This window comes from Bacillus sp. IBL03825, from assembly GCF_024712505.1.
Lineage (GTDB): Bacteria > Bacillota > Bacilli > Bacillales > Bacillaceae_G > Bacillus_A > Bacillus_A wiedmannii.
The window spans coordinates 3,424,463-3,449,338 of record NZ_JAMXKE010000001.1; the positions used below are offsets into that span (position 1 = coordinate 3,424,463).

Below are 24,876 nucleotides of genomic sequence, written 5' to 3' on the forward strand. Positions count from 1 at the left end.
AAAATGTTATATATTACTATCGCTATTTTAGCTGGTGTTTCTATCGTTGTTGCTAGAATTATTAACGCAAATTTAGCAGCGAAAATTGGGAATTGGGAAGGTACGTTTTTTAATTATATTACTGGATTATTTTTCTCTATGTTATTTTTAATTTTCAGTTCAGATTCAATGTACATTCCTAGTCAGACGTTACAATCTATTCCTATCGCTGTTTACTTAGGCGGATTAGTTGGCGTTATCGTCATCTCTTTATCGAACTATATTACGCCTAAAATATCAGCATTTTATTTAACGTTACTCATCTTTATTGGACAATTATTTGCGGGGACTATCATTGATTTTATCTTGTCACACGAACTCTCTATGGGAAAGGTTGTCGGTGGCATTTTCGTACTAATCGGACTCACTTACAATTTACTCGTAGATCGCCCTGTTAAAACTGTGCAGAATAACCAAGTTCAACTATAATACTTTACGCTTCCCTATCATATATTAATAGAAAAGCTCTTCATACGAAGTGATAGAGAGGAGAATATTCTATTAAAAAAATCATTTTACTGCTCGGCAGCACGTTGATTATTTTGGGTATCATATGGTTTTTTAACTCTGGAAAACCTATTCAAGACTTCTATACAGCAAATAAACCAAAGAAGAAAGCTACTATCATTTCAACTCAAAGAGACCCAAATGAGCCCCCTGTCTTTTTAGGAAAACAGGAAATAAAAGATATACATGTCGAGTCAATTAAAACAAAAAAGGATATCTTTCTCACAAAAACAGATGAATTAAAAACGTTCATTAACAGTATGGATACCGCAAAAAAAGGAAAATTAACATTAGATGAAGAAGGATCAGATTTAATAGACTGTGATATGTGGATTACTTTCGAGGATGGGACTTATAAAAAATATTTCATATGGGTAGTTGACCATCACAGTAACGAAGTGATGATTGCTCAACAAGATACTCCTGATGATGTAAACCTTACGTACTATCAATTAAATGAAGATAGTTCTAAAAAAGTTTATAACTTATTTAAAAAAATCATTTAAACGGAAAAGTCATGAGCAAGTGAGCTCATGACTTTTTGCACTATATATATTCAGGGAACACTTTACATCCCTTTTCCTGCTCTATATCATGCCCAAAGAAAACAATTGGCTTCTCTTTTATCACAACTTCTTTTAAACGTTTAATTGAAGATAAAGCTAATTCTGAATCAAATCCAGCAAATGGCACTTCATTTTCAAAATTCTCTTTCGTATACGATGCATCAATCGTTAATAATACAGGACCGGATTTTTCTGTCTCAATTAATAGCGATTGATGCCCTGGAGTATGGCCTGGTGTATGCAATACTTGAACTCCTGGTACGACTTCATAATCCCCTTCAATGATTTTGTAGTTTAAATTCGGCAATATACATTCTTTCAAATATTCTTCGCTATGCTGCGCCGCCTCATATTCAGCACGCTGTACAATGATTGGTGTATTTATAAAAGCGCCATTTCCTCCTGCATGATCAAAATGCAAGTGAGAACTAATAATATAAAGAAGGTCATCCGGCTCATAACCAACCCGTTTTAAAATATTCACGATTCTATCTTCTTCAGTCATTTTCGGTAAAACCTGTCCTTCGACAAATGTACCGTTAAAAAGACCTTCATTATTAACTGCACTTTCTGGCATACCTGTATCTACTAAAATAGTCCCCTCTTCTGTCTCCAAAAGATAACACCATACAGGTAAGTTCAATAAATTTCCCGGTGTGAGCGTACTATTAACAGAAGAATGATCTAACATACAACGACCTGCTGGGATGAAATAAAGCTTTTTTACTGACATTATGTATCCACCTTTACATTTAATTTAAGATAAAGTAACACAGTAAATAATTCTGCTTTTTAGAAATAAACTCCTTCCACACTTTCATACCAGCATAAATAAAAAAGAGTGTACTTTTTTACATAATGGCATTTCACCATCTATAATAAAAGAGTAAATGACTCTTACTTTAATGGAGGGAATAGAAATGAAAGCAATCGGTTTACATGAATACTTACCTATTGAAGAAGAAAACAGTTTAATTGATATTGAAGTTGAAAGACCTGTTGCTACAGGAAGAGACATACTTGTTAAAATTAACGCTATTTCCGTTAACCCAGTTGATACTAAAGTTCGCTCTCCGAAAGATAAAAAAGAAGATGTAGCGAAAATACTTGGCTGGGATGCAAGTGGTATTGTCGTACAAACGGGCGAAGGTTGTACGTTATTTAAAGAAGGCGACGAAGTGTTTTACGCTGGAAGCATTACGAGACAAGGTACATATAGTGAATACCATTTAGTTGATGAAAGAATCGTTGGTAAAAAACCAAAAACGTTAAGTGATGCTGAATCTGCAGCACTTCCTTTAACAGCTATTACGGCTTGGGAAGGTTTATTCGAACGTTTGGGAATTGATTATAATAAGAAAGATACAAATACATTTAAAAACATTTTAATTATCGGTGGAGCTGGTGGTGTAGGTTCAATTGCAATTCAACTTGCGAAATGGGCTGGACTGAATGTAATCACAACTGCATCTCGTAATGAAACAATACACTGGGTTGAAAAATTCGGTGCCGATTATATCGTTAACCATCACCAACCTTTACAAGATCAAATATTAGAGTTTGGGCTAAAAGATGTAGATTATATTTTCTGCTTAAACAATACAGATCAACATTGGCAAGCAATATGTGAGCTCATTAAGCCACAAGGAAAAATTTGCTCTATCGTAGAAAATGAACACCCTCTTGAAATGGGTATTTTAAAAAGTAAAAGTGCTACATTCGTTTGGGAGTTTATGTTTACAAAAGCGATGTATGAAACTGGCGACATGATTACGCAGCACGAACTATTAAATAAAGTAAGCGAACTTTTAGATGAAGGTATTTTAAAGACTACTTTAAATGAAACATTCACACCAATTAACGCTGAAAACGTAAAGAAAGCACATGCACTGCTTGAAAGCGGAAGTACGATTGGGAAAATCGTTTTAGAGAAATTTTAATAACAAAAAGTCCGATTTTCATATGAGAAATCGGACTTTTTACTATCTTTATTTACTTGAAATCTCTTGATCATTTTGAACGTCTAACGGAGGTCGTTTCCCTATTCCGAAAGCATAGAAACTAATTGTTACGATAGCTAAGAAAACAATACCTACAACTAGTGAAATGCGCGTATCATCGTTAAACCACATTCCGATTAATACCATAATTAAAAAGGCAATTGTTAAATAGTTTGTAACAGGAGCAAATGGCATTTTGAACGGATGATCGTTCATCTCTGCCCCTTTTGCTTTTCTAAAATTAATTTGACTAATTAAAATGACGAACCATGGTACCATACCAGGAAGTACACTCGCACTATATACATATACGAATAAGTTTTTCGGTGCAATATAACTTAATACAACACCAACCGCTAAACCGATAATTACGCCAACTGTACCGAATAAAGGTACACCATTTCCAGAAAGTTTCGTGAAATATTTCGGTGCTTGTCCATTTACACCTAACGTATAAAGCATACGACCCGCACTATAAATACCACTATTACAACCAGACATTGCCGCTGTAATAACAACGAAGTTAATAAGTCCAGCTGCTGCCGTAATACCAACCTTCGCAAAAGTTGCTACGAACGGACTACCAATTGTACTTAATTGATCCCATGGATACACAGTTACAATAACGAAAATAGCACCGATATAGAATATTAAAATACGCCAAATTGTACTTTGAATCGCTCTTGTAAGTGTCTTCTTCGGATTTTTCGCTTCACCAGCAGTAATACCGATTAATTCCACACCTTGGTATGCACCAACTACAAGTGATAATGCAAAGAAGAATCCTGAAAAACCACCTGTAAAGAAACCGCCATTTGACCAAAGATTAGATATTCCAATCGCTTCTCCGCCGTTACCAATTCCAAAGAAAATAAGTCCAAATCCCGCAATAATCATTAATAGAATCGTAACGATTTTAATCATCGCAAACCAAAATTCAAATTCACCAAATGACTTAACAGAAATTAAGTTAGCTGCGCCAAGAATAACCATTGCGATTACACCTGGTATCCAAGCTGGTAATTCCGGGAACCAATATTTCATATACGCTCCAACTGCAATAATCTCTGACATCCCAACAATAACCCACTGGAACCAGTTACTCCACGCTGTCATATAGCCAGCTAGCGGATGAATATACTTATGACCGAACGTCGCAAATGAACCTGTACTCGGCTCCATATACAACATTTCACCCATCGCACGCATAATGAAGAAGATAAAAATACCTGCAATTGCATAGGCAAGCATTACTGACGGACCTGTCCATTTAATCGTGCTGGCCGACCCCATAAACAAACCAACACCAATTGTTCCGCCTAAAGCGATCATTTGAATATGACGTGCTTCTAAGCCCCTTTTCAATTCCTTGTTTGCCACTTCACTTCCCCCTCTTAGATGATTCATAGCCGCATTTTAAAACAAGATGCTTTACCTAATTCCTTTCGGCCCTGAAAATGATGAAGCAAACATCATTTTAGACTAACTTTAAAGCTATCCTAAAATCGTTTTTTGCCTCTTACAAAATTCTCAAAACCTTTCATCTTCCAATATTCTATAAATCTTAAAATTACTTACCTTATATTAATTCATTTATCTGAAAAGTTCAATTATTTTTTCGGTAAATCATTATACATAGTCTGATTAATTTTTAACTAAATTAACAATAAAATACATCTATTCAATATGATTCCGGTATGAATATTATTACAATATAAATAACCGAGGAGATTTTATCTTCCTCGATTTCATACCACATATACTTCACTAATTATAGTTTGTACTATAATTACTTACACATGCAATTAACACATCACGCAAAAATTTAATATATTAGTAGAACTACAAAGTCACTAGCTTCTACATCTCTTAATTATCACAGCTAAAAATTATTTTACCATCTCCTACTTTAGGAAAAATATCACTACACTTAAAACAATCAACAATACGCCGAAAAGCGGCAAACTTTTCTCCTCAGCTTTTATCTTCCCCTCAACAATACCTTTAATTCTTGTTCGTATATCCACTAATCATTTTCATAAAATATAAAAGAGTCTCATTAAAAAATGAGACTCTTTTACCATTTCATATTCAAATCATTTTTGAAGTTTGTTTACCTAAAATAAACACTTTAGTAAACACCATCATGATAACTACAATAGCCAGAAAATAAAGTGGCATCACCAGTAACGAGCCCGTATGAAGTTGACTCATTCCCCAAACTGTCATCGTCACAATTACATAGTACCCTAAGCTAAACAATGCTCCGGCTGTACCAATGACATCTTGAAAATCTACTAACGCTAAACTTAAACAGTTTGGTAACGCTATCCCAATTCCTAATAGCAATATAAACATCGCTACTAAAAATCCAATCATATATATTATGTTTGGATTTGATCCAAATGAATTAATAACAGTTAAGAAGATAGCTCCCCCTGTCATTACAAGACAACCGATATATATAATTTTCTCTGGTTTATAAGTAGCAAGCAATCTTTTCGAAACTTTCGCTCCAATAATAGAAGCGGAAGCAACAACAATTCCTAGAAGTCCATACATACTAGGCGATAACTGAAAGTATTCAATAAAGATAAACGGCGCTTCTGCATAATAGCTAAATAAAACACCATTCGCTCCTCCAATTAATAACCCATATGTTACTACTTTCGGATTTGTAACTAACCTCTTCAAGACTGAAAACACATTTATTTTATTCGTTACTGAGTCCGCCTTTGTTTCCGGAAGAGAAACAAACGTATACAGAAAAATTCCGACACTCATAACTACTAAACTTAAAAATACGATTTTAAATCCAAACATTTGATCAAGAAAGCCACCAATTAACGGTCCTATCGCTGGTGTAAAAGCAATGACTGCCGAGATTTGAGCAAACATAACATGCCTCTTATGCCCTTCTACACTTTCACGAAGAATCGTTTGTGTCACAACTGAGCCAGCACTTGCTCCAAACGCTTGAATAAAACGACTTAGCAATAAAACTTCAATGGAACTTGCAATAAAGCATAAGAAACTCCCAACGCCATATACAACAATTCCAAATAACATTGCCGGGCGACGGCCAATTATATCCGATAACCACCCAATAAAAAATACACCTAAAGCAAATCCAGCAAAATACACACTAAGTGTTAACTGCACCTCATTATTACTTACGTGTAACGCCTGTGAAATGTCAGGTAAAGACGGTGTGTAAATCGTTTCACTAATTTGCGGAAATGCCACAAGAATAATCATTAACAAAAGTGATGGTACTGAGACTTTTTTCATTTTTCATACCCTCCTATAACTTTGAAAATCTCAGAAATAAAAAGACTTTCCTAAGCTACGGAACAGGAGGGGCCATTATAGAAATTCGATCATAAAACAACAAAAAAAACACCTCAATTACGTATGTTAATACTTATAGGAGGGTAATATTAACATTAATTTTTAAATATACTTTTTCAATTATATTACATATTGCGGTTCTTTTTCTAGTGTTGAGTCTTGGAGGTTTTGTAAAAAAGACAACTTGATACTACTACCTTTTTATGGAATAATTATAAATAGTTTGAATTTACAGATCTGTTTATGAAACGATAGACTAGCATATTTTAATGTCGCAAAGCTTACAAACAGGAGGCCTTTCGTAATGATTGAAATTTTAAGGACAGTAATAAATTTCCTGATTGCTCTATTCTCAGGAGAATTACCAATTGTATATTATGTGTGGATTATTACCCTATTCCTAATTCAAATAAGCCAATCTACTCTGAATTATAAACTCTTTAATAAGAAAGATAATTTCAGCACTTATACATCGGAAGGATTACTTGCTTTTATTATTTTATTATTTGGAGGTATGTTAGTATCTAAGTTACTTGCTTACATAATAGACGATCCTACTATTAGTATGACAAATGTAACACATTATTTTATTTCTCTTATTATATTAACTATATTTGTCGTCATAAGCTGTCTTAAAGATTTTATAGAAACATCTATCAAAAATAAAAATTTGTCTCTTTTTAGCTTTTTAGTAGTTTCCTTAATAACAAGTATACTTTCATTCAAATTTTTATCACTTTTAATCGAAGGTTCTTTTTCTCTTTCTAAATCTTTTATAAACACTTTAATCATTCTTGTAACTATATCAATTCCTCTATTAATTGCCTTAGAGGAAAAGTATGCAGATGAAAAATAATTCTTGAATTTATAGTTTGAAATTGAGTGTCTATTCTTTTTTAACGGTATTACTATAAAAATAACAGTCATTGAATCGAAAATTAAGCAGAAATGAGGACTACAATTGAGCATTGAACAACAATTATATGAAGCAGTGAAAAATTTAATTGAACAAAGGTATCCGCATAATTGGGGCGGAGCTGCAGCAATCCGTGTAGAAGATGGATCCATTTATACAAGTGTGGCCCCTGACGTAATAAACGCTTCAACAGAACTTTGTATGGAAACAGGTGCAATTTTAGAAGCTCATAAATTTCATAAGAAAGTTACACATTCTATTTGTCTTGCAAGGGAAAATGAGCATTCTGAATTAAAAGTATTATCACCTTGTGGTGTATGCCAAGAACGTTTATTTTATTGGGGACCAGAAGTACTATGCGCCATTACAAATTCTAAACAAGATATTATTTTCAAACCGTTAAAAGAGTTGCAGCCATACCATTGGAGCGAAGCATATCATGATGAATTTACAAAAGAATGGAGTACACGATAAAGTGAAGGTTACTCTCAAATAGCGGAGAATAAAGATTATTCACTAAAAAAGCACCGTCACAAATGACTGTGCTTTTTCTATGTAAGAGCTACTAGAAGTTTCCTTCTAGCCTACTCCCATTTATAAGTCCAAAATTGTTCAAGTTGCAGCCATTTTAACGTTGCTGCATCTTTATTTTTGATTTTTGCATGTGTTTCTTCTAACATCGCTTCTGTTTGTGAACGATGCGCACCTAGTGCAGCTAATTTATGCTCGAATACTTCACTAATATTATTTACAACATCCGGCTCACCTAATACAGCTTCGCGATTTCTCGTAATCGCAACTGCATGAATGACTGGACGTTCTTCTTTTTGCATACGTGATACAGCACGAACGACTGCGCGGCCAAATGCATCATGATCTGGATGTACGCCGTGCTCTGGATAAAATGTAATAATTCGAGATGGATTTACTTCTTGAATGATTGCTTCAATTTTATCTGCAACGAAATCAACATCTTCAAATTCTAACGTTTTATCATGAAAACCAAGCATTCTTAAATCTTGAATTCCCATCGCTTCACATGCATCTTTTAATTCTTTTTCACGGATATTTGGAATCGTTTCACGGTTAGCGAATACATTTTTCCCCATGTTACGTCCCATTTGTCCTAAAGTACCACATGCATACGTTACAGGTACTCCTTGATCTGTTAATAAGCGAATTGTTCCTCCCGCCGCAAATGCTTCATCATCTGGATGCGGAAATACAACAAGTACATGTCTCTCCATAAGTTTCCCTCCTTCTTACTTAAATGGTGTTAAGCTTAACTCAAGTGCAACTGCTAAGCGGCCTTGGTTATCATGCCCTGCTAGTAATAAACGCTCTTTATCGTCTACTTCCCAGTGCGTAATACCTTCTGCATATACCCAGCCATGATCCATTTTCAAACCAACTCGGTATGGATTCGTTCCAGTAATCTTCCCGCGCTCAAAGCGAATAATTGCATTTCGAATGAATGCTCCAACTGTCATCATCTTTTCGTTAAAGTGTGACGCATACGCTCCGTTCGTTGTTTCTAAATGAATATATACATCTTTATTTACAAAACGTTCAATTTCATTTTGAATAAGAGAACTATCTTTTACTATTTCCATCGGAATTCACCTCTTTAAACCATTTTACGCAAAAATAATGTAAATTGCTATCTCTATATTAGAGGACAACGCTCACTTTTCCTAATAATTTGCACTGTGTTTTTTATATTTTTTATATGATATGTAAAAATCATATTTTTTCCTTCACTTTGTTAAATAGTTTTCTTTCTTTTTTGAATTTGCTACAATATATTTTATCCCGTATTAATATAGCGAGATACATTTCGACAATTGAATACATACTTTAAAGAAGGTGACATGATTGGAACAATCAGCACATGAAGTAGCAAATTGGCAATATTATTTTGCAATTGCCGTATTTTTAATCACGTACGGATTTATTATTTCTGAGAAATTGAATCGTGCTGTAATCGCACTATTCGGCGCTGCTATTATGATTATTTTTGGAGTTGTAGATTTACATACCGCTTTCACATCACATATTCAATGGGAAACAATCACCCTTTTAATTGGGATGATGATTCTCGTACATATTACGAGTCAATCAGGCGTATTTGAATTTGTGGCTATTAAAGCAGCTAAGGCAGCTGGTGGAAAACCAATCCGCATTTTATTATTACTATCTTTATTAACCGCAGTTGGTTCTGCATTTTTGGACAACGTAACAACCGTCTTATTAATCGTACCTGTTACACTATCCATTACACGTATTTTAAAAGTAAACCCTGTTCCTTATTTGATTTCAGAAGTGCTATTTTCAAATATAGGCGGAACAGCAACATTAATCGGTGACCCACCGAACATTATGATTGGGTCAGCAAATAAGCATTTAGACTTTAATGCCTTTTTACTAAACTTAGCTCCAATCGTAATTATTATTTCTATTGTTACACTTGGCATTATTTACTTTATGTATCGTAACAAACTAAAAACAACACCTGAGCAAATTAAAATATTAATGGCATTGAACGAAAAAGATTATATTAAAGATCAAAGCCTCCTTTTAAAATCCATTTCAATTTTAGGACTAACTATTTTAGGCTTTGTACTTCATTCGATTATTCATGTAGACGCTGCGGTTATCGCGATGACAGGCGCTACAATTCTTATGCTAATTGGCGTAAAAGAACATGATATTGAAGATGTATTTGCCCACGTTGAATGGGTAACCATTTTCTTCTTCGCTGGATTATTCGTTCTCGTTGGCGGGTTAATTGATATCGGGCTCATTTCTTCACTCGCAAAAGAAGTGCTCGACGTAACGAACGGTGATATCGGTTTCGCTGCGATACTTATCTTATGGGTATCAGGCATTGCATCTGCAACAATTGACAATATCCCATTTGTCGCAACGATGATACCACTTATTCAAGATTTAGCTACAGGACTCGGATTATCTGTCGACTCTCCGCAAATTGAAGTACTATGGTGGGCGTTATCACTTGGGGCTTGCTTAGGAGGAAACGGAACATTAATCGGAGCATCCGCAAACGTAGTCGTTGCTGGTATTGCAAAACGTGAAGGACATGCTTTCTCGTATATGGACTTCTTAAAAATTGGTTTACCGTTAACTATTATTGCATTATTACTATCACATGTTTATATATATTTACGTTATTTAATGTAATAGTTGTAGTGGGTGAAATTATATCGATGATTCTACAGAGAATATCGACTTACCGACAAATAACGAAAATGAAAAAGGTATGCAGCTAAATTGCATACCTTTTTTTCGTTCACCAAAATATACCGATAATTGCTAATCCACCTAAAATCATACCGCCAATTTGTCCAACGATTGCTGGCGATAATTGAACACCTTTTCTCACTTCAACAACCGGTCTTTCGTGCCTTAGTTGCTGCACTTCACTTTGAAGTTGATGTACACTTCCGTGTAATTCTTTAATTAGTTCCTTCAATTCAGCGACCTCTTCATTTACTGGTTTTGCTTTTTCTAAATTCATTTTGCATAACTCCTTATAAAATCAATCAGTGCACTGTAAAATTTCGCCAATTACTGGTATATCTCCTGCATACTACATATATAATATGGAATGTATTTTTAATCTTGCAGCTCTATCCATTCCTCCCGCAATATCCCCATAATGATACGATCAAAACATTTCCCATCTCTTTGCACCGCTTCTCTCATACAGCCTTCCATCTGAAAACCCATCTTTTTATATAACTTAATAGCAGCTTTGTTATAAGAAATAACATCAAGACCGACGCGGTGTAAATTCAATTCATAAAATGTATAATTTAATATAAGATTGATTGCTTCTCTTCCATATCCCTTCCCTCTATCATTTCCCTCTCCTATACCAATGGCTAATAAACCCATTCTGTTATTCCACTCTATGCCATGAATCGCCACAAAACCAATTAAGCGATCATCTTGAACTGTCCTTACCATGAAAGAAACACTATTCGATCTTCGTCCTTTTAATAGCCCATTACTTGCTATTTCTTGTATCGATTGCGGGAATGCTACATCTGTATCTACATTTCTTAAATACTCACTATCTTCTTGCCACATAGCCATTACTTCAGCATCCGCTTCTCTAATAGCTGATAATTTAATCGTTTTATTTTGAAAAAGATTCATTGTCATTTCAAACTCCCCCTTTATTAAATAACGGGGATACTTATTTCAGCCTATTTATCCCCTCGTTCTATAAACTGCTTTATACACGAGATACTTACAATAAGCGCTGACATTGGCACATCTCCTCTACATTAAATTACATTCATTGTATAATTTTTCATTTATTCTAACAATAAAAAAGACCCCCAAATTTAGAGGATCTTCCTAACAACGAATCGATATTATTTCGTAAACATTTTCTCCGCTTCATCCATTGCCATTTTGTTACCTAAAGCAGAATAGTCAAGCCATGGTTGGTCATTGATAATGTATACATGCTTGCCTTTAACAGCTTTTAAGTCTTTCCAAATTGGTGTTTCTTGAAGTTGCTTAAATGCAGCTTTTGCCTTATCATCTCTGTTTACAACAACGAAAATAGCATCTGCATCAAAGTCAGGTAATACTTCTTGTGAAATGACTTCAAAAGGACGGTTTCCATCAATTTTCTCTACACCATTTGCAGGCTGTAATCCTAAGTCTTGGAATAAAATTGGTCCCATCGGTCTTTTCGTACTAAATACACGTAATTCTTTTGCGGTAACGCGAATTGCCATTACTTTTTCATTATTACCTAGCTCTTTATCTATTAAATTTTTTACTCGTTTTGATTGCTCTTCGTAATCTTGAATATATGTATCCGCTTCTTTCTCACGGTTTACAAGTTTACCAACTTGTTTTAAATGATTTCTCCACGTACCTTCATCTAAATTGAAAGTATGCGTTTTTGCAATTTTTTCGTATTTCGCTACATCTTTGCCAGCATATTTTTCATCAACATAAATTTCAGATGGCTTTAATTGAAGTAATGCTTCCATATTTGGATCAGTTACAACACCAAGTTTCTTCGTATCTTTCAGTTGTTCTTTTGCATGCGGTAAGAAATCTTTTAAATCTCCACCAATTACAGAACCTACTGGTGTAATTCCTAATGCAAGTAAATCATTTGTTAAGTGAATAGACATTGAAGCAATTTTTGGGTCATTACTTTTTTCCGTTTTTTTCGTTGCCTCTTCATTAGCTTTCGTTTGACCACATGCTGCTAATACTAAAATACACATCATGCTAAATAAAATAGTAAGTTTCTTTTTCATATGTTCTCCTCTTTGAAGTATTTATTTTGTTTTTGTAAGTAAATAAAGAAAATACGGTGCTCCTAAAGCGGCCACTACTACACCAGCTGGAATAGAGTTTGGCTCAAATATAGAACGACCTATCGTATCTGCTAGCACTAAAATAATCATTCCGATAATACCAGCTAAAAGAAGAAAGTGTTGATATGTAGTACCTACTAACTTTCTGGCAATATGCGGAGCAACTAAACCGATAAAACCAATCCCTCCAGCCATCGATACACTCGCACAAGACAATCCAACCGCTGTAGCTAAAAGTAGTAACCGTTCTTTTTGAACAGAAACTCCAAGTCCTGCTGCCACACTATCACCTAGTGACAATGCATTTAACGTCTTAGATTTTAGCCATGCATATGGAGTTAGTATGAAAATCCAAGGTAATAATGCAAGGACATGAATCCAATCCCTTCCCCACACATTACCAACTAACCATCTAGAAGCGAATGTATACGTTTCATCATTTAACTTAAGAGAGAAAAATAACGAAATCGCACTAAATCCAGCTGAAACTGCAATACCAACAAGAATAAGTCGAATAGGAAGTAAACCTTTTGACCGATCACTCGCAAGTATAATAATTAAAAATGCAGCTAGCACTCCCCCGCCAAATGTAAATAACGGTATTAAAATCGATGCATTCTCATTAATAGAATGAAAGAAAGTAACAAATATAATTAGCCCGAAAGATGCACCTGAATGTAATCCGAGGATACCAGGATCGGCCAGCGCATTGCGAGATAACCCTTGCAAAATCGCACCAGAAATCCCAAGACCAATACCTGCTAACATTGTGATTATAATTCTTGGCATACGATAATCGTATAGCACTGTTGCGCTCTCAAAATCACCATAACCGAAAAGCGTTTGAATTACTTTGAGCGGCGCTATGCTCAATGTCCCTGTATTTAAACTAATTAAAATTACAGCGATACTAATACAACCGAAAATTGTAGTTACAGTAATAGCTCTCTTTTTATCCGTGTTTAAAATCTTCTTCACTTACAACTCCCTCCCAACTTTACGTGCTATATAGAGGAAGAACGGAACTCCAACAAGAGCTACCATAATTCCTATCGCAAGTTCTTTAGGAGGATTTACTGTTCTTGCTCCTAAGTCAGCTAAAACTAATAACATAGCTCCTAATAATGCTGACATAGGAATAATGAGTCGATAATTCACACCAACTAATTTTCTAGCAATATGCGGGATAACTAGTCCTACAAACCCAATAGAGCCAACAGCTGAAACAGATACACCAGCAAGAATGACTACTATAATCATCCCTAGTATTCTCGTTCGGTTCGTTTTTACTCCTAAATTCGTAGCAACATCATCCCCCATTGATATGAGTGAAATAGATCGCCCTAACACTGTCGCAAAAACAATCGTTATGAGAATAATAGGAACTAAAAATTTCAAGTGTTCCCACTTAACTCCTGCAACACCACCAGCGTACCAAAACGCTAAATCTTGGCTTAAATCATAATAAATTGCAACACCTGAACTTAACGAATGTAAAAGTGCGGCCATAACTGCTCCAGCAATCGTTAACCTCATCGGTGTTAACCCACCTGAAGTAGCCGATCCGATAATAAAAATGAGTACTGTACTTAAGACTGCTCCAATAAAGGAAACAATCATCAAATAGGAATACGGCATATGCGGGAAAAAGGCAAAACTAAGTGCTACTACAAACATCGCACCTGCATTTATTCCGAGTACACCCGCATCCGCTAAAGGATTTCGTGTTCCCCCTTGCATTACAGCCCCAGCGACTGCAAAAGCAGCTCCTACAACCGCTGCGCCAATTACCCTTGGGAGCCTTAATTCATAAATAATTTGGTGCTGCGTTAATTTCGGATTATAATCAAAAACCGCTGCCCATACTGTTTGCAAATGAATATCCTTTGCACCAAATGCAACGGCCAAAAATATAGACCCAATTAAACATAAAATTGTTAAGCTCATGAAACATATGAACTTAATATGTATCCAGCGATTATTGCTAGCATATACAGCAGGCTTATGTAACATGTTTCATTTCATCCTTTATATTCAGTTGTTTTTTATAATTATTTTTTATTTATAATTATTATTGATAATAATTATCATTTTCATTTAGATATTATATCCTCACTTTTTTTAAATAGCAAACTATTTTTTCACTTTGTTAAATATTAAAATACTTATTACAATTCCTTTCTAAAACTTACAAATACATGCAAAATAGACTACTGGCTTATTTTTAAAATTGTAGTATACTTAGTCATTATTTCGAGTTTTCTAACAAAAATATCGAAGGTGACACAATGTTCTATATAAAACAACTATTACACTTCACTTACGAGCAAGCATTATCTTGCTTATTCCCAGTCGTTATTTTCTTAACACTAGCCCTTTCAAAAATAGTTTCTATCCCAGGGTTATACCGCTACGATTTCATACTCATCGTATGTCTTCTTATGCAGTGGATTATGTACAAGACTGGGCTTGAGACGAAAGACGAATTAAAAGTAATTACTGTCTTCCACCTCATCGGCCTTCTACTAGAAATATATAAAGTACATTTCGGTTCATGGAGTTATCCGGAAGAGGCATATTCAAAAGTTTTTGGAGTTCCACTTTACAGCGGTTTTATGTACGCAAGTGTTTCAAGTTACATATGCCAAGCGTGGAGAAGATTGCATTTACAAATGCATCATTGGCCGAAAGCTATTTTTGCCGTGCCGTTAGGAGCAATGATTTACTTTAATTTTTTTACACATCATTTTTTATATGACTTTAGATGGGTGTTAACTGTTCTTTTATTCATCGTTTTCTTTCGAACATTTGTAGAATTTTCATTACGAGGTGTTACATATAAAATGCCACTCGTTCTCTCATTTTTCCTTATTGGTTTCTTTATTTGGATTGCAGAGAACATCGCAACTTTTTTCGGAGCATGGCAATATCCAAATCAACGGGAAGCGTGGAATCTCGTTCACTTAAGCAAAATTAGCTCATGGTTTTTACTCGTTGTTATTAGCATTATGATTGTTACACAACTCAAACTTTTGAAGGAGTCCAAAAAATAACGCTGATTATGTAAAAACAGGTAGCCCATCACTCATTAGAGAGTGATGGGCTTTTTTAATAATATTTTTTAAACCGTCCTTATCAAAGGAGTTATAAATTACAAGAGCATACGCAATTGCACATTATGAACTAGTACTAGCAGAAGATGTTGCAGCAGATGAAGCAGCAATCGTTGCCATCATAGCTGCCTGTTGTGCTTGTATGAGGACTTCTATCATAGTTTGTAAACCTGTGTTGGTAGCTTTACTTTCCTCACCTTTCTGACTTACGAACAGTTGAATAGCAATAAGAATATTCGCATCTGTATGCCAACGGAATAATTTCTCTCCCTGCAATTTTTCAATCAACGCTTTAATAGCATGAACCTCTTTTTCTCCATCCTCAAGTAACGCTAGTAGCCCGATAGCTGGGTAATGCATCTGTTTCACTTTAACTTTTTCTTGTTTTAACAACTTCCATATGTTTGTACATGTTGCAACTAACATTTCTTCACGGACATCCTTCTTTAGTGAGAGGATATGACTTAAAAACTGAAGATCATTCCCTTTACGCAAACCAGCTTTCGCTAGTTTCTGATACAGACGTTCTACTCGGTCCATAAGTGTTTCTACATTCTCTGATTGTCCTGCTAGTAAAACTGCGAGCGGATAATCATTTGTACCTGTAAGAAAAAGATGATCCTCTTTCATGCGTTTATATACTTGCATCGAACGCTGAATGTGCGTGCCATGCTGTTCATTTTCTTCTGTTAAAAGCACAGCAGCTGCGAGATAAGTAAATATACTTCGGCTAAAACCACCAGCAACCAATTGTTCATATAAATCTAAAAACTTCCGAAAAGCTTTCTTGTAATCTGTAAAGTGAATATCTAATGTTGCGGCCACAACAAAGCGATGATAAGACTTTAAGTATGAAAACATCCCTACCTGATTCTTAATATAACTACTAATTTCTAAAAAACGTCCGAGATCAAACAATTTATCACTACCTGCATACATAGCAGCAATCATCATTCCTGTTCGAGAATCACTCGTTTTCCATTTTAGTTCTCCCTTTATCTGTGCATATGTATGTGTGTATTGCTCCAACTTTTGTTCTAATGTAATCATAGTATTCACCCCTATTTCTAGTACTTCTCTATTATTATACTTATATTTCATATAGATTTTGCAACCTTATTTTTGTATTATCTTCAATATTTTTCTATTATGTAAAACAAAAAATAATAACTATTCCTACTTCATCAGTATCACGATGATAATCGTTCATAATCCTTCAAAAAGTTCAACAACAAAAAAAGATAGATAATAAATTATCTATCTTTTTTTGTCTTTATATTATTTAACATTACACCTGTATTGTGAAAAATAAGATTGTAACTACTTACACCTCAATTTTCACAAAACATCTGTGATTTCGTTTTTCATATGCAATTAAAACTAAAGAGCCTTAATAATACGTTCCATCGCCTTCATTTGCCCAATATGATCAGCTTCATGATAAAGCATCATACCGTATAGCTCTCCTACTGTTTCCAATCCTAGGAATGGCTCTGGCAGTTTATTTTCAAATGCTTCTGCTGGAATTTCGTTAATACGTTTAGCTTGTTCTTTTAATTGAGCCGTTAACACTTCTAACGATGGTCCTTCTGTTTTCCATTTAGACGGTCTTGATCCATACCCAAACATACCTGGATATTCAGTTGGTAATTGTTTAAATTCTTTTCCAAACATGAAAACTTCTGCTGCCGTTAACACGTGACCAATATGCCAACGAATTGTATTGTTAAAACCCTCTGGCTGTGTATCTACAGTTTTATCATCTAACGTTTCCATAAATTTAAGCAGTTCCCCGCGCGTTATTTCAAATTGTTTTAAGCCAACTAGTCTATTCATTTTATCGTTCCCCTTCTTCATGTACCATTTATTATGAACTAAGAATGTTCAACTTATTAAAGTTTCACCTTGTTTAATCTATCAGAAACGATTAAGAAATACATCTAATATGCCTAGTAAAAATAATAAAAAGGTTCACCTCTCGTACATATAGAATTACTTACTACACAAATAGTTTAGTAAATAAAAGAGGAGTGTTAATTTCATGTTACATATTTTAAAACAACAATATAATCTTATTAGCTCTACAAGAGAAACTCTATTTACATTTTTGGAAGAAATTCCACTAGAAAAATTACATAGCACTGTTCCTAATTTCGGGAGCGGTAGTATTATAAAGACGCATATTCATGTAGCCGATTGCTATCGATACTGGCTTGGATCATTTGCATTCAAGCAAAAACGAGCAGATTTTTCATTCGCTAGTGATTATGAAATTGAGCATGCAGATGTGGAGAAAGTCCGTGCTAGATTTAAGTTAGTAGATGAGACTGTACAAAACTTTTTAGATGAATACAATGACCGTTGGCTCGAAAATATAGCAAATGAAGTGAAATGGCAAAAAGAACCTTGGAGTACAACACCGATATGGCTTTTAACTCATACAGAGACACATGAGTTTCATCATAAAGGACAAATTGTATCTATGGCTCGTCACCTTGGGTACACTCCTCCTGATACAGACCTTAGTTAATTCGATTATAAAAAAACTTGTTGATACATTTTGTTGTGTATAAAACTTTTATCATTTGTTTTAGGTATACCATATCATTATAAAATTCATGTAACATCAAAGTAAGACACATACTTTTCAAACAATACACAAAATAAAACTCTTCTTCCATGTAGAGCAAAAATATTTATATACTCTATCACCAAACTTAAGGAGAAATTTATAATGAGATTAGAGAGTGAAAGAATTTATTTAAGACCTCTTTGCGAACTAGATGCCCCAATTATATTAGAAAGTACGATGGATACAGAGATACGTTATATGACTGGAACCAAACCTACTTTTTCATTGGAACAAATAAAGACACATATAGCTCATATAAATAATGATTCGAGTCGCTATGATTTCGCTATTTGTTTACAAAGCAATGACGAAATGATTGGAGAGTTGTCGATTTTAGATATCGATGAGGAGAACAAAAGAGCAGGATTCAGAATATCAATGCTTTCAATAGCACTAACAGGACAAGGATATGGAACTGAAGCTATTACAATTGTTTTAAAATTTGTTTTTGAACAACTATATTTAAATCGGTTACAGTTAGAAGTATTTAGCCATAATTTACGCGGAATTAGAGCTTATGAAAAGATTGGGTTTGTAAAAGAAGGAACCTTACGTCAATCTTTATTTTATAACGATACATTCTCAGATGAAATTATTATGGCGATACTTAAAAGTGATTATAAAGAGATGTCATTGTAAATAACTGTTCTTAAACTATTAACAACTTGAAAGAACCTTACCACACTAAAATGCAATAAGGCTCTTTCATTTTTATATCAAATAACAACTCTTAACTCATGTATTATATTAATACCAAATTGTCTCCGCATAATTATATGCATCACTATTCGGAATGGCATGTTTCCCTTGTGCTTGTGCCTTTCTTGGATCTAAATCATATACCATTGGCGTATAACATGATGTTTGCCCTTTATTCACAACACCATTTCCTCCAGCACTTCCGCAAGTATATGCCTTTCCATCGGTTTTTCTGACTATCCTTGCATCAGCTTCGTTATTATAAACCGCTGCACGAGTTACAGTAACCTTTGCCCACGCTGTTTTACACGTCGTGCTAAATTTTAATTCCACATATGAATTAGAATCAATCCACTTCTTTTCTTTCGTTACTGCTGATTGATCACAGCTATTGTAGTAAGGGCTTTTCCCATCATATGAATGGTCTTCTGCAAATGCTTTATCATTATTCGTCGTACTAAAAACACTAGTTATGACGAGCAATGCCAGACAAAGACATGCGCTTACCTTTTTAAAAAGCTTCATAGAATTCCACTCCTTTATTAATAACGTCCAGTTTTCCCGTAACCATTATTAATCGTCACCGCTTCGGCATCAGCCGTATAACCAAAATCAGCAGTTAAATCAAATACCATTCCTGTATACGTGCTCGTTTGACCTGTTTTTATTGCTCCATTACCACTATTAGAGTCTACTGATTTTTGAAATACACCGTTTTTATATTTATTAATAACAGCGTAAGCATATATCCCTCCAGAAACGGAAGGTGCTGGTTGATCTAAAACAAGCTTAGACCATGCTGCGTGACATTTATTACTGTAACGTAAATACACTGTCCCTACTTTTTTACTCCCCTCATACACCGCTGTAGACTTTGCATTAAATCCATCTGCATCACACGTTGTACTGCCTCCGTATACTTTCGTTGTAGCCGGATTTTTCCCGTCATAGTAACTACTTAAATCAGTAGCTGCAAATGTACTTCCTTGAAAACTAAATAATACACCTACACTCGCTACACTTAACACACATACTTTCATTAACTTTTTAAACATTGCAAATCTCCTCCCCAAAAATAAGTACGTATCATAAAAACAAGCTATACCGCTATGTAAGCCCTCCTTTCATGCTTCCTAGAGGCATCTTACAGAAACGGATAAACGTTGTAAATTTCCTTATGATTATTGGAATATACGAAGAATTTTACTTATCTGTCTAAGAAAAAAAGTTGAGAAATACACATTTTATAGCATTCTTTATTTAAAACATAAAAGAACCGATACTTGTTACATGCAAGCATCGGTTCTTTATACAAAATTGCCATTTTTTCTTTTATATAAAATAAATATTTCTCCACTTAATCTGTTGTAAAAAACTCCCTCGTCACATCAATAAATTGCTGCAGTGGCGCTGTCATCCATTTATCTTTATGCCAAGCAATTTGTGTATAAATCGGTGAAATTGCATTTTCTAAATGTAACTCTTTTATCGTTCCCTCTCGTATATCTTTTTCTACTACTATCGCGGGTAAAACTGCTATACCTAAATCTGCAATAACACATTGTTTAATTGCCTCGACACTAACGAACTCAATTTTATTTGCTGGATACACATCTTCTGTACGAAATAGCTCTTCAAATAAAGTTCTATACGAGCAACCGAGTTCTGTTAACAAAAGTGTTTCCTTCTCTAAATCTTTTGTAGAAACGGAAGTTTGCTCGAGTAAATAATGCCCTGAAGCAGCTACTACTTTTAATTCTTCTTTCATAAGCGGCTCCACATGTAAAGCATCTTCTGTTTTACATTCGTCCAAAATAAAGGCAAGATCGACTTTTCCCTCCATCAATTGTTCCCTCGCATCTTTATTGGAATGTGCTGGTTTAAATATAAGCTTTATTTGAGGAAATTGTGCTTTAAACCTCTTTAATATAGAAGGAAGTCTATATGTACATTGGCTTTCTTGCGCACCGATTATTAACGTACCTGCTATTTCCTCATCATCTTTCACAGCCATTTTTGCTTCGTTACTGAGTGCAATCATCTTGTCGGCATATAGTTGAAACTTTCTGCCTGCTTCAGTTAAAAAAAGACGTTTTCCTAATCTTTCAAATAACGGCGTACCTAACTCTGCTTCTAACGTTTTAATTTGCGCCGTTACACTCGATTGAGCAAAGTTTAATTTCTTCGCAGTTTGCGTAAAATTCAAAGTGTCCGCTGCTACTTTAAATGTAATTAATTGTTTTATCTCCATTTATCGTCCCTCTTTTCAATCGATATTCCCGATTGATTTCATCGAAATAATCCTCTTTGTCTATTGATATTTGTATTGTATGATAAAGAGCATCGACAAACAATAAAAATGGAGGGATTCCATATGAAAGCACTTTGTTTCGAACAGTTCGGAAATCCGGATGTACTACAATATAAAGAAATACATGATCCAATCATAAATCCAAATGAAATTCTTGTCCGCACGAAAGCAATCGGTTTAAATTTCGCTGATATTTATAGACGCCGCGGTGATTATCATCTCGCTGGCAACCCACCATATGTATTAGGTTATGAAGGAGCTGGCGTTGTTGAAAAAGTAGGAGCTGACGTTACGAATATTAATCCTGGAGACCGTATTGCATTTGCTGATGTCCCATTTGCAAATGCAGACCTAGTTGCTGTTCCATCGGAGAAAGCAATTAAGCTTCCAGATTCTATCTCTTTTGAAACAGCCGCTTCTGTCTTATTGCAAGGTCTAACAGCACATTACTTAACGAAAGATAGCTATGAAATAAAACAAGGTGATATAGCTTTAGTACATGCCGCAGCTGGTGGTGTTGGGCAACTTCTTATTCAAATAATTAAACTACTAGGCGGAAAAGTAATCGGCCTAACTTCATCAAAAGAAAAAGCACAGATAGCTACGTTAGCTGGTGCTGATCACGTATTTTTATATACTGAAGCATGGCCTGCGAAAGTACTTGAAACAACAAACGGTGATGGAGTAAATGTTGTATATGAATCAGTAGGTTCTACATTAGAGGAAAGTTTTAGCGCAACTAAAACTGGTGGTACTGTCGTATTTTACGGAATGGCTGGTGGTAATCCTGCGCCCGTTGATCCGCGTATGCTTATGGATACTTCGAAAACTTTAACTGGCGGAGACCTTTGGAACGTGCTTACATCTTATGAAGAGAGAAAAGAACGCTCCTCTCAATTATTCGAATGGATTGCGACCGAAAAAGTAAAAATCACAAGTCCTACTACATTCTCTTTACGAGACGGTGCCCGTGCTCATGAATTATTAGAGAGCCGAAAAAGTACAGGGAAGATTTTATTAATTCCATAATCGTACTAATAAAAAAAGGAAGCTAGAATATATTTCTTCACTTCCTTTTTTAACGTTATTTATGTTCGATTTCGCTTCTTTTCAATTACCCAGTTATTTATATTTTTTCTGTCTATGCTTCTCTTTCTAGGCCCCTCATTTTTAAGTTTATATAATAAACAAATCTAAATATTAAAGGAAAAAACAAACCTCCAAATATCAACGATCCAATAAATACAGTATCAATAAAAGAAAAAACCAAAAATAATAGCATTCCAAAAAAATAAAATACAACTGCACTCCAATAAATAAAACGTGGAAACTTAGTTTGGAACGAATCACCTTTTTCACACGGTTTTCCAAATAACAAATGAACGAATTTAATCAACATAATCACTTCTCCATATAATTGTTAATATTCTTTTCTTCTTAGAACTGAACATAAATCACATACTATGTATCATTTTCTTTTAATTTTCCGACACCAAAGTTATTAACTATGTCGAATACGGTAGCCTTTTACTCATACATTTCATAAATGCAATAATATATTTTTATTTCAATACAAATCGTCTATCCCCTTTATCATGTTGCAATTCAAACAATACTGGATTACTAACAAATCTTTTTAGCAAAACATACGCCTCATAATCAGATATTTCATTAGGAATATTAATTCCACTAAATGATGTTGAGGTAATTAGTGTATGAAAATCATATTTAAATTCATAATCACCAATATACGCTAGTGCCAATTTCCCTTTCCATTCAATTTGATATGTCTGCCCTTCTAATCTAGTAAACTTAATATTATGAAAGGCTGACGCATCATGTCCAAGTAAATAAACGTCAAATGCAGTTAACTCTAAATCTAAGTCCTGCTGCTCATCTTCCGATAAACAATCAATTGCAAATCTCTTCCCATTTAGCGTATCCAAATTAAAAGGCGCCTCATCACTGCCTACACGAAACCCTTTAAAATCCCATTCTTCTGATGACAAAGTGCATCTATGGAAGTTGTTCCATACAATCTTAGCCTGCCAATCATCTTCTTCCTCATTCTCTTCATCTTCTTCATCCAAATCTTCCTCATCATAATCCGCGGTCTCTAAATGCAAATCAAAATACAAACCAGCCATACCATTTAACTCTTCTTCCTCAGCATATTTAAAATGTGCACTCCACTTAAAATTAACAATTCGATGACCATTAGGCCACGGGTTGTCCACAAAATATATTCGATCCATATTCACACATTCCTTACTTTGTTTTATTTCTCGTATACTTATTTTAGATTCCGAGATGAGATGAAATGTAAAGCTAGACTAATGTCCCTCCAATACACTACAAACTAATTTGTTGTTCCTACTCCCTAATTATACCATTACAATAATTTTCACAGTTCTTTTCAACAGAATATTCCGATTATAGTTAATAAATGATATATTTAAAAATAAAAAGGAAGCTAGATTTCTCTACCTTCCTTTTCTTATTTTTATATTTCCACACTTTCTTTCCCTTTTGCAACGTAACTCATATCTCCAACAGACTCGACTGTGTATGTTCCGTCTTTATATACAACCTGGGTCACACTAGCATTTTCTACTCCAAGTTTTGTTTTGCTACTGTCTAACATTTCGATTAAGGTAGTAATCAAGAGCCCATGAACGACAACTAAAACATTACCGCCACCATTTGCAGCAGCTTCTTCACTAATTTTATCAATCTCTTCTTTTATACGAGTAGAAAATAATTCCCAATCTTCCGCCTGTTTCGTAGGGTCTGCTGCTCTAATAAGATTAATCACTTCTTGAATAGAAAACTTCATAAGTTCTTCTGGTGATGCAACGCCTGCAGCTTTTCCAACCACATCCCACATATTTTCAAGTTTTTCACCTTCAAAAATACCAAAATTTAATTCTCGTAATTTTTTTCTTTTCTCAAGTTTTAACTTTGATTGCTCACTATATTTTAATACTAAATTAGCAGTTTCAATCGCTCGGCCGCTATCACTACTATACGCATTCGTAAAATGAACATCTTTTAATCCTGTTCCTAAATTAGAGGCAACTTCAACACCTTTTTCTACTAACGGGGAGTCTGCCCAACCTTGCGCGCGATGATTCGTATTTAATATTGTTTTTCCGTGTCTTGTAACATATAACGTAACTACATTCTCATTGCTATCTGTTTCTCGATTCTTCATTCTATTCTCTCCCTTTACATTTCTATATCAATTTTACCACCTTAATTATTCATTGAGCAAAATATACGTAAGTGAATTTGCTAAATAAAAAAAGCTATCTTTCTGTATATCTCTACAAAAAGATAGCATCTTTTATGATTACATTTTTCAACTGAT

Annotated in this window: 28 protein-coding genes; 10 read left to right on the forward strand and 18 right to left on the reverse strand. The window is 34.6% G+C overall.

Features of this window, described 5'->3' with window-relative positions; genetic code table 11:
- The first annotated feature begins 3 nt into the window (after positions 1 to 3).
- Both NHG49_RS17490 and NHG49_RS17495 read left to right on the forward strand, forming a co-directional pair.
- A complete protein-coding gene (locus NHG49_RS17490) occupies positions 4 to 468 on the forward strand; it encodes a DMT family transporter (protein WP_149173716.1) in 465 nt (154 codons plus the stop codon).
- A gap of 89 nt (positions 469 to 557) precedes the next feature.
- On the forward strand, positions 558 to 1,052 hold the full coding sequence (locus NHG49_RS17495) for a hypothetical protein (RefSeq protein ID WP_149173715.1): 495 nt from the start codon (positions 558 to 560) through the stop codon (positions 1,050 to 1,052).
- Between the two features lie 40 nt (positions 1,053 to 1,092).
- On the opposite strand, the gene aiiA is transcribed toward NHG49_RS17495, so the two are convergent.
- A complete protein-coding gene (gene aiiA / locus NHG49_RS17500) occupies positions 1,093 to 1,845 on the reverse strand; it encodes a quorum-quenching N-acyl homoserine lactonase AiiA (RefSeq protein WP_149173714.1) in 753 nt (250 codons plus the stop codon).
- Positions 1,846 to 2,032: 187 nt separating this feature from the next.
- Here aiiA and NHG49_RS17505 point away from each other — a divergent pair, with 187 nt between their 5' ends.
- Entirely contained in the window at positions 2,033 to 3,052 is a 1,020-nt protein-coding gene (locus tag NHG49_RS17505; protein WP_149173713.1) for a zinc-binding alcohol dehydrogenase family protein, read from the forward strand.
- 48 nt (positions 3,053 to 3,100) lie between these two features.
- Here NHG49_RS17505 and NHG49_RS17510 read toward each other — a convergent pair whose 3' ends face one another.
- Positions 3,101 to 4,492 (reverse strand): amino acid permease, encoded by a 1,392-nt coding sequence (locus NHG49_RS17510; RefSeq protein WP_149173712.1) that lies wholly within the window; start codon positions 4,490 to 4,492, stop codon positions 3,101 to 3,103.
- Positions 4,493 to 5,203: 711 nt separating this feature from the next.
- Positions 5,204 to 6,403 (reverse strand): multidrug effflux MFS transporter, encoded by a 1,200-nt coding sequence (locus NHG49_RS17515; protein WP_098708188.1) that lies wholly within the window; start codon positions 6,401 to 6,403, stop codon positions 5,204 to 5,206.
- 364 nt (positions 6,404 to 6,767) lie between these two features.
- On the opposite strand from NHG49_RS17515, the gene NHG49_RS17520 reads away from it, so the two are divergent.
- Both NHG49_RS17520 and NHG49_RS17525 read left to right on the forward strand, forming a co-directional pair.
- Positions 6,768 to 7,319: a DUF5823 family protein gene (locus NHG49_RS17520; RefSeq protein ID WP_064475943.1), complete on the forward strand. Its 552-nt coding sequence runs from the start codon at positions 6,768 to 6,770 to the stop codon at positions 7,317 to 7,319.
- A 105-nt stretch (positions 7,320 to 7,424) separates the two neighbouring features.
- Entirely contained in the window at positions 7,425 to 7,853 is a 429-nt protein-coding gene (locus NHG49_RS17525; RefSeq protein WP_064475944.1) for a cytidine deaminase, read from the forward strand.
- A gap of 110 nt (positions 7,854 to 7,963) precedes the next feature.
- Here NHG49_RS17525 and bshB2 read toward each other — a convergent pair whose 3' ends face one another.
- Both bshB2 and NHG49_RS17535 read right to left on the reverse strand, forming a co-directional pair.
- Positions 7,964 to 8,626 carry a bacillithiol biosynthesis deacetylase BshB2 gene (bshB2, locus tag NHG49_RS17530; RefSeq protein WP_000439468.1) on the reverse strand — a complete coding sequence of 221 codons (663 nt, stop codon included), beginning with the start codon at positions 8,624 to 8,626 and terminating at the stop codon, positions 7,964 to 7,966.
- Between the two features lie 15 nt (positions 8,627 to 8,641).
- On the reverse strand, positions 8,642 to 8,992 hold the full coding sequence (locus NHG49_RS17535; protein ID WP_000407039.1) for a YojF family protein: 351 nt from the start codon (positions 8,990 to 8,992) through the stop codon (positions 8,642 to 8,644).
- Positions 8,993 to 9,254: 262 nt separating this feature from the next.
- On the opposite strand from NHG49_RS17535, the gene NHG49_RS17540 reads away from it, so the two are divergent.
- Positions 9,255 to 10,580: an ArsB/NhaD family transporter gene (locus NHG49_RS17540; RefSeq protein WP_088047457.1), complete on the forward strand. Its 1,326-nt coding sequence runs from the start codon at positions 9,255 to 9,257 to the stop codon at positions 10,578 to 10,580.
- A 109-nt stretch (positions 10,581 to 10,689) separates the two neighbouring features.
- Here NHG49_RS17540 and NHG49_RS17545 read toward each other — a convergent pair whose 3' ends face one another.
- The 5 genes from NHG49_RS17545 to NHG49_RS17565 all read right to left on the reverse strand — a co-directional run bounded on the left by NHG49_RS17545 (position 10,690) and on the right by NHG49_RS17565 (position 14,764).
- Positions 10,690 to 10,917: a coiled-coil domain-containing protein gene (locus NHG49_RS17545; protein ID WP_001047302.1), complete on the reverse strand. Its 228-nt coding sequence runs from the start codon at positions 10,915 to 10,917 to the stop codon at positions 10,690 to 10,692.
- A 98-nt stretch (positions 10,918 to 11,015) separates the two neighbouring features.
- Positions 11,016 to 11,567 carry a GNAT family N-acetyltransferase gene (locus NHG49_RS17550; RefSeq protein ID WP_258126372.1) on the reverse strand — a complete coding sequence of 184 codons (552 nt, stop codon included), beginning with the start codon at positions 11,565 to 11,567 and terminating at the stop codon, positions 11,016 to 11,018.
- 215 nt (positions 11,568 to 11,782) lie between these two features.
- Positions 11,783 to 12,691, reverse strand: a complete 909-nt coding sequence (locus NHG49_RS17555) for an iron-hydroxamate ABC transporter substrate-binding protein (RefSeq protein ID WP_258126373.1) — start codon at positions 12,689 to 12,691, stop codon at positions 11,783 to 11,785.
- Positions 12,692 to 12,712: 21 nt separating this feature from the next.
- Positions 12,713 to 13,729, reverse strand: a complete 1,017-nt coding sequence (locus NHG49_RS17560) for a FecCD family ABC transporter permease (RefSeq protein ID WP_088107058.1) — start codon at positions 13,727 to 13,729, stop codon at positions 12,713 to 12,715.
- Positions 13,730 to 14,764 carry a FecCD family ABC transporter permease gene (locus tag NHG49_RS17565; RefSeq protein ID WP_098111842.1) on the reverse strand — a complete coding sequence of 345 codons (1,035 nt, stop codon included), beginning with the start codon at positions 14,762 to 14,764 and terminating at the stop codon, positions 13,730 to 13,732.
- Between the two features lie 275 nt (positions 14,765 to 15,039).
- Here NHG49_RS17565 and NHG49_RS17570 point away from each other — a divergent pair, with 275 nt between their 5' ends.
- The gene (locus NHG49_RS17570) at positions 15,040 to 15,804 is read left to right on the forward strand and encodes a DUF817 domain-containing protein (protein ID WP_258126380.1); all 765 of its coding nucleotides are present in this window, start codon (positions 15,040 to 15,042) and stop codon (positions 15,802 to 15,804) included.
- 123 nt (positions 15,805 to 15,927) lie between these two features.
- Here NHG49_RS17570 and NHG49_RS17575 read toward each other — a convergent pair whose 3' ends face one another.
- Together NHG49_RS17575 and NHG49_RS17580 are read right to left on the reverse strand one after the other, a co-directional pair.
- Positions 15,928 to 16,965: a DUF4003 domain-containing protein gene (locus NHG49_RS17575; RefSeq protein WP_258126381.1), complete on the reverse strand. Its 1,038-nt coding sequence runs from the start codon at positions 16,963 to 16,965 to the stop codon at positions 15,928 to 15,930.
- 279 nt (positions 16,966 to 17,244) lie between these two features.
- A complete protein-coding gene (locus tag NHG49_RS17580) occupies positions 17,245 to 17,721 on the reverse strand; it encodes a DinB family protein (protein ID WP_141669124.1) in 477 nt (158 codons plus the stop codon).
- Positions 17,722 to 17,905: 184 nt separating this feature from the next.
- Here NHG49_RS17580 and NHG49_RS17585 point away from each other — a divergent pair, with 184 nt between their 5' ends.
- On the forward strand, positions 17,906 to 18,394 hold the full coding sequence (locus tag NHG49_RS17585) for a DinB family protein (protein WP_064475951.1): 489 nt from the start codon (positions 17,906 to 17,908) through the stop codon (positions 18,392 to 18,394).
- Positions 18,395 to 18,598: 204 nt separating this feature from the next.
- On the forward strand, positions 18,599 to 19,135 hold the full coding sequence (locus NHG49_RS17590) for a GNAT family N-acetyltransferase (protein WP_064475952.1): 537 nt from the start codon (positions 18,599 to 18,601) through the stop codon (positions 19,133 to 19,135).
- Positions 19,136 to 19,243: 108 nt separating this feature from the next.
- On the opposite strand, the gene NHG49_RS17595 is transcribed toward NHG49_RS17590, so the two are convergent.
- The 3 genes from NHG49_RS17595 to NHG49_RS17605 all read right to left on the reverse strand — a co-directional run bounded on the left by NHG49_RS17595 (position 19,244) and on the right by NHG49_RS17605 (position 21,446).
- Positions 19,244 to 19,720 carry a DUF2690 domain-containing protein gene (locus NHG49_RS17595; protein WP_060631718.1) on the reverse strand — a complete coding sequence of 159 codons (477 nt, stop codon included), beginning with the start codon at positions 19,718 to 19,720 and terminating at the stop codon, positions 19,244 to 19,246.
- Positions 19,721 to 19,737: 17 nt separating this feature from the next.
- Entirely contained in the window at positions 19,738 to 20,250 is a 513-nt protein-coding gene (locus NHG49_RS17600) for a DUF2690 domain-containing protein (RefSeq protein ID WP_000473756.1), read from the reverse strand.
- 302 nt (positions 20,251 to 20,552) lie between these two features.
- A complete protein-coding gene (locus NHG49_RS17605) occupies positions 20,553 to 21,446 on the reverse strand; it encodes a LysR family transcriptional regulator (protein ID WP_064475953.1) in 894 nt (297 codons plus the stop codon).
- Between the two features lie 123 nt (positions 21,447 to 21,569).
- Between NHG49_RS17605 and NHG49_RS17610 the strand changes: the two genes are divergently transcribed.
- Entirely contained in the window at positions 21,570 to 22,535 is a 966-nt protein-coding gene (locus NHG49_RS17610) for a quinone oxidoreductase family protein (RefSeq protein WP_078183030.1), read from the forward strand.
- A 112-nt stretch (positions 22,536 to 22,647) separates the two neighbouring features.
- On the opposite strand, the gene NHG49_RS17615 is transcribed toward NHG49_RS17610, so the two are convergent.
- From NHG49_RS17615 to NHG49_RS17625, 3 genes are all read right to left on the reverse strand, one after another.
- The gene (locus NHG49_RS17615; RefSeq protein WP_078183029.1) at positions 22,648 to 22,905 is read right to left on the reverse strand and encodes a hypothetical protein; all 258 of its coding nucleotides are present in this window, start codon (positions 22,903 to 22,905) and stop codon (positions 22,648 to 22,650) included.
- Between the two features lie 163 nt (positions 22,906 to 23,068).
- A complete protein-coding gene (locus NHG49_RS17620) occupies positions 23,069 to 23,761 on the reverse strand; it encodes a hypothetical protein (protein ID WP_078183028.1) in 693 nt (230 codons plus the stop codon).
- 248 nt (positions 23,762 to 24,009) lie between these two features.
- Entirely contained in the window at positions 24,010 to 24,720 is a 711-nt protein-coding gene (locus tag NHG49_RS17625) for a histidine phosphatase family protein (RefSeq protein WP_064475955.1), read from the reverse strand.
- Between the last annotated feature and the right edge of the window lie 156 nt (positions 24,721 to 24,876).

Coding starts and splice junctions, on each gene's coding strand:
- NHG49_RS17550 (WP_258126372.1), bottom strand. CDS start 11,567: ATGACAATGAATCTTTTTCAAAATAAAACGATTAAATTATCAGCTATT.
- NHG49_RS17585 (WP_064475951.1), top strand. CDS start 17,906: ATGTTACATATTTTAAAACAACAATATAATCTTATTAGCTCTACAAGA.
- NHG49_RS17615 (WP_078183029.1), bottom strand. CDS start 22,905: ATGTTGATTAAATTCGTTCATTTGTTATTTGGAAAACCGTGTGAAAAA.
- NHG49_RS17625 (WP_064475955.1), bottom strand. CDS start 24,720: ATGAAGAATCGAGAAACAGATAGCAATGAGAATGTAGTTACGTTATAT.
- NHG49_RS17520 (WP_064475943.1), top strand. CDS start 6,768: ATGATTGAAATTTTAAGGACAGTAATAAATTTCCTGATTGCTCTATTC.
- NHG49_RS17490 (WP_149173716.1), top strand. CDS start 4: ATGTTATATATTACTATCGCTATTTTAGCTGGTGTTTCTATCGTTGTT.
- NHG49_RS17535 (WP_000407039.1), bottom strand. CDS start 8,992: ATGGAAATAGTAAAAGATAGTTCTCTTATTCAAAATGAAATTGAACGT.
- NHG49_RS17575 (WP_258126381.1), bottom strand. CDS start 16,965: ATGAAATATAAGTATAATAATAGAGAAGTACTAGAAATAGGGGTGAAT.
- NHG49_RS17570 (WP_258126380.1), top strand. CDS start 15,040: ATGTTCTATATAAAACAACTATTACACTTCACTTACGAGCAAGCATTA.
- NHG49_RS17605 (WP_064475953.1), bottom strand. CDS start 21,446: ATGGAGATAAAACAATTAATTACATTTAAAGTAGCAGCGGACACTTTG.
- bshB2 (WP_000439468.1), bottom strand. CDS start 8,626: ATGGAGAGACATGTACTTGTTGTATTTCCGCATCCAGATGATGAAGCA.
- NHG49_RS17610 (WP_078183030.1), top strand. CDS start 21,570: ATGAAAGCACTTTGTTTCGAACAGTTCGGAAATCCGGATGTACTACAA.
- NHG49_RS17590 (WP_064475952.1), top strand. CDS start 18,599: ATGAGATTAGAGAGTGAAAGAATTTATTTAAGACCTCTTTGCGAACTA.
- NHG49_RS17515 (WP_098708188.1), bottom strand. CDS start 6,403: ATGAAAAAAGTCTCAGTACCATCACTTTTGTTAATGATTATTCTTGTG.
- NHG49_RS17545 (WP_001047302.1), bottom strand. CDS start 10,917: ATGAATTTAGAAAAAGCAAAACCAGTAAATGAAGAGGTCGCTGAATTG.
- NHG49_RS17580 (WP_141669124.1), bottom strand. CDS start 17,721: ATGAAGAAGGGGAACGATAAAATGAATAGACTAGTTGGCTTAAAACAA.
- NHG49_RS17620 (WP_078183028.1), bottom strand. CDS start 23,761: ATGGATCGAATATATTTTGTGGACAACCCGTGGCCTAATGGTCATCGA.
- aiiA (WP_149173714.1), bottom strand. CDS start 1,845: ATGTCAGTAAAAAAGCTTTATTTCATCCCAGCAGGTCGTTGTATGTTA.
- NHG49_RS17595 (WP_060631718.1), bottom strand. CDS start 19,720: ATGAAGCTTTTTAAAAAGGTAAGCGCATGTCTTTGTCTGGCATTGCTC.
- NHG49_RS17600 (WP_000473756.1), bottom strand. CDS start 20,250: ATGTTTAAAAAGTTAATGAAAGTATGTGTGTTAAGTGTAGCGAGTGTA.
- NHG49_RS17505 (WP_149173713.1), top strand. CDS start 2,033: ATGAAAGCAATCGGTTTACATGAATACTTACCTATTGAAGAAGAAAAC.
- NHG49_RS17555 (WP_258126373.1), bottom strand. CDS start 12,691: ATGAAAAAGAAACTTACTATTTTATTTAGCATGATGTGTATTTTAGTA.
- NHG49_RS17565 (WP_098111842.1), bottom strand. CDS start 14,764: ATGTTACATAAGCCTGCTGTATATGCTAGCAATAATCGCTGGATACAT.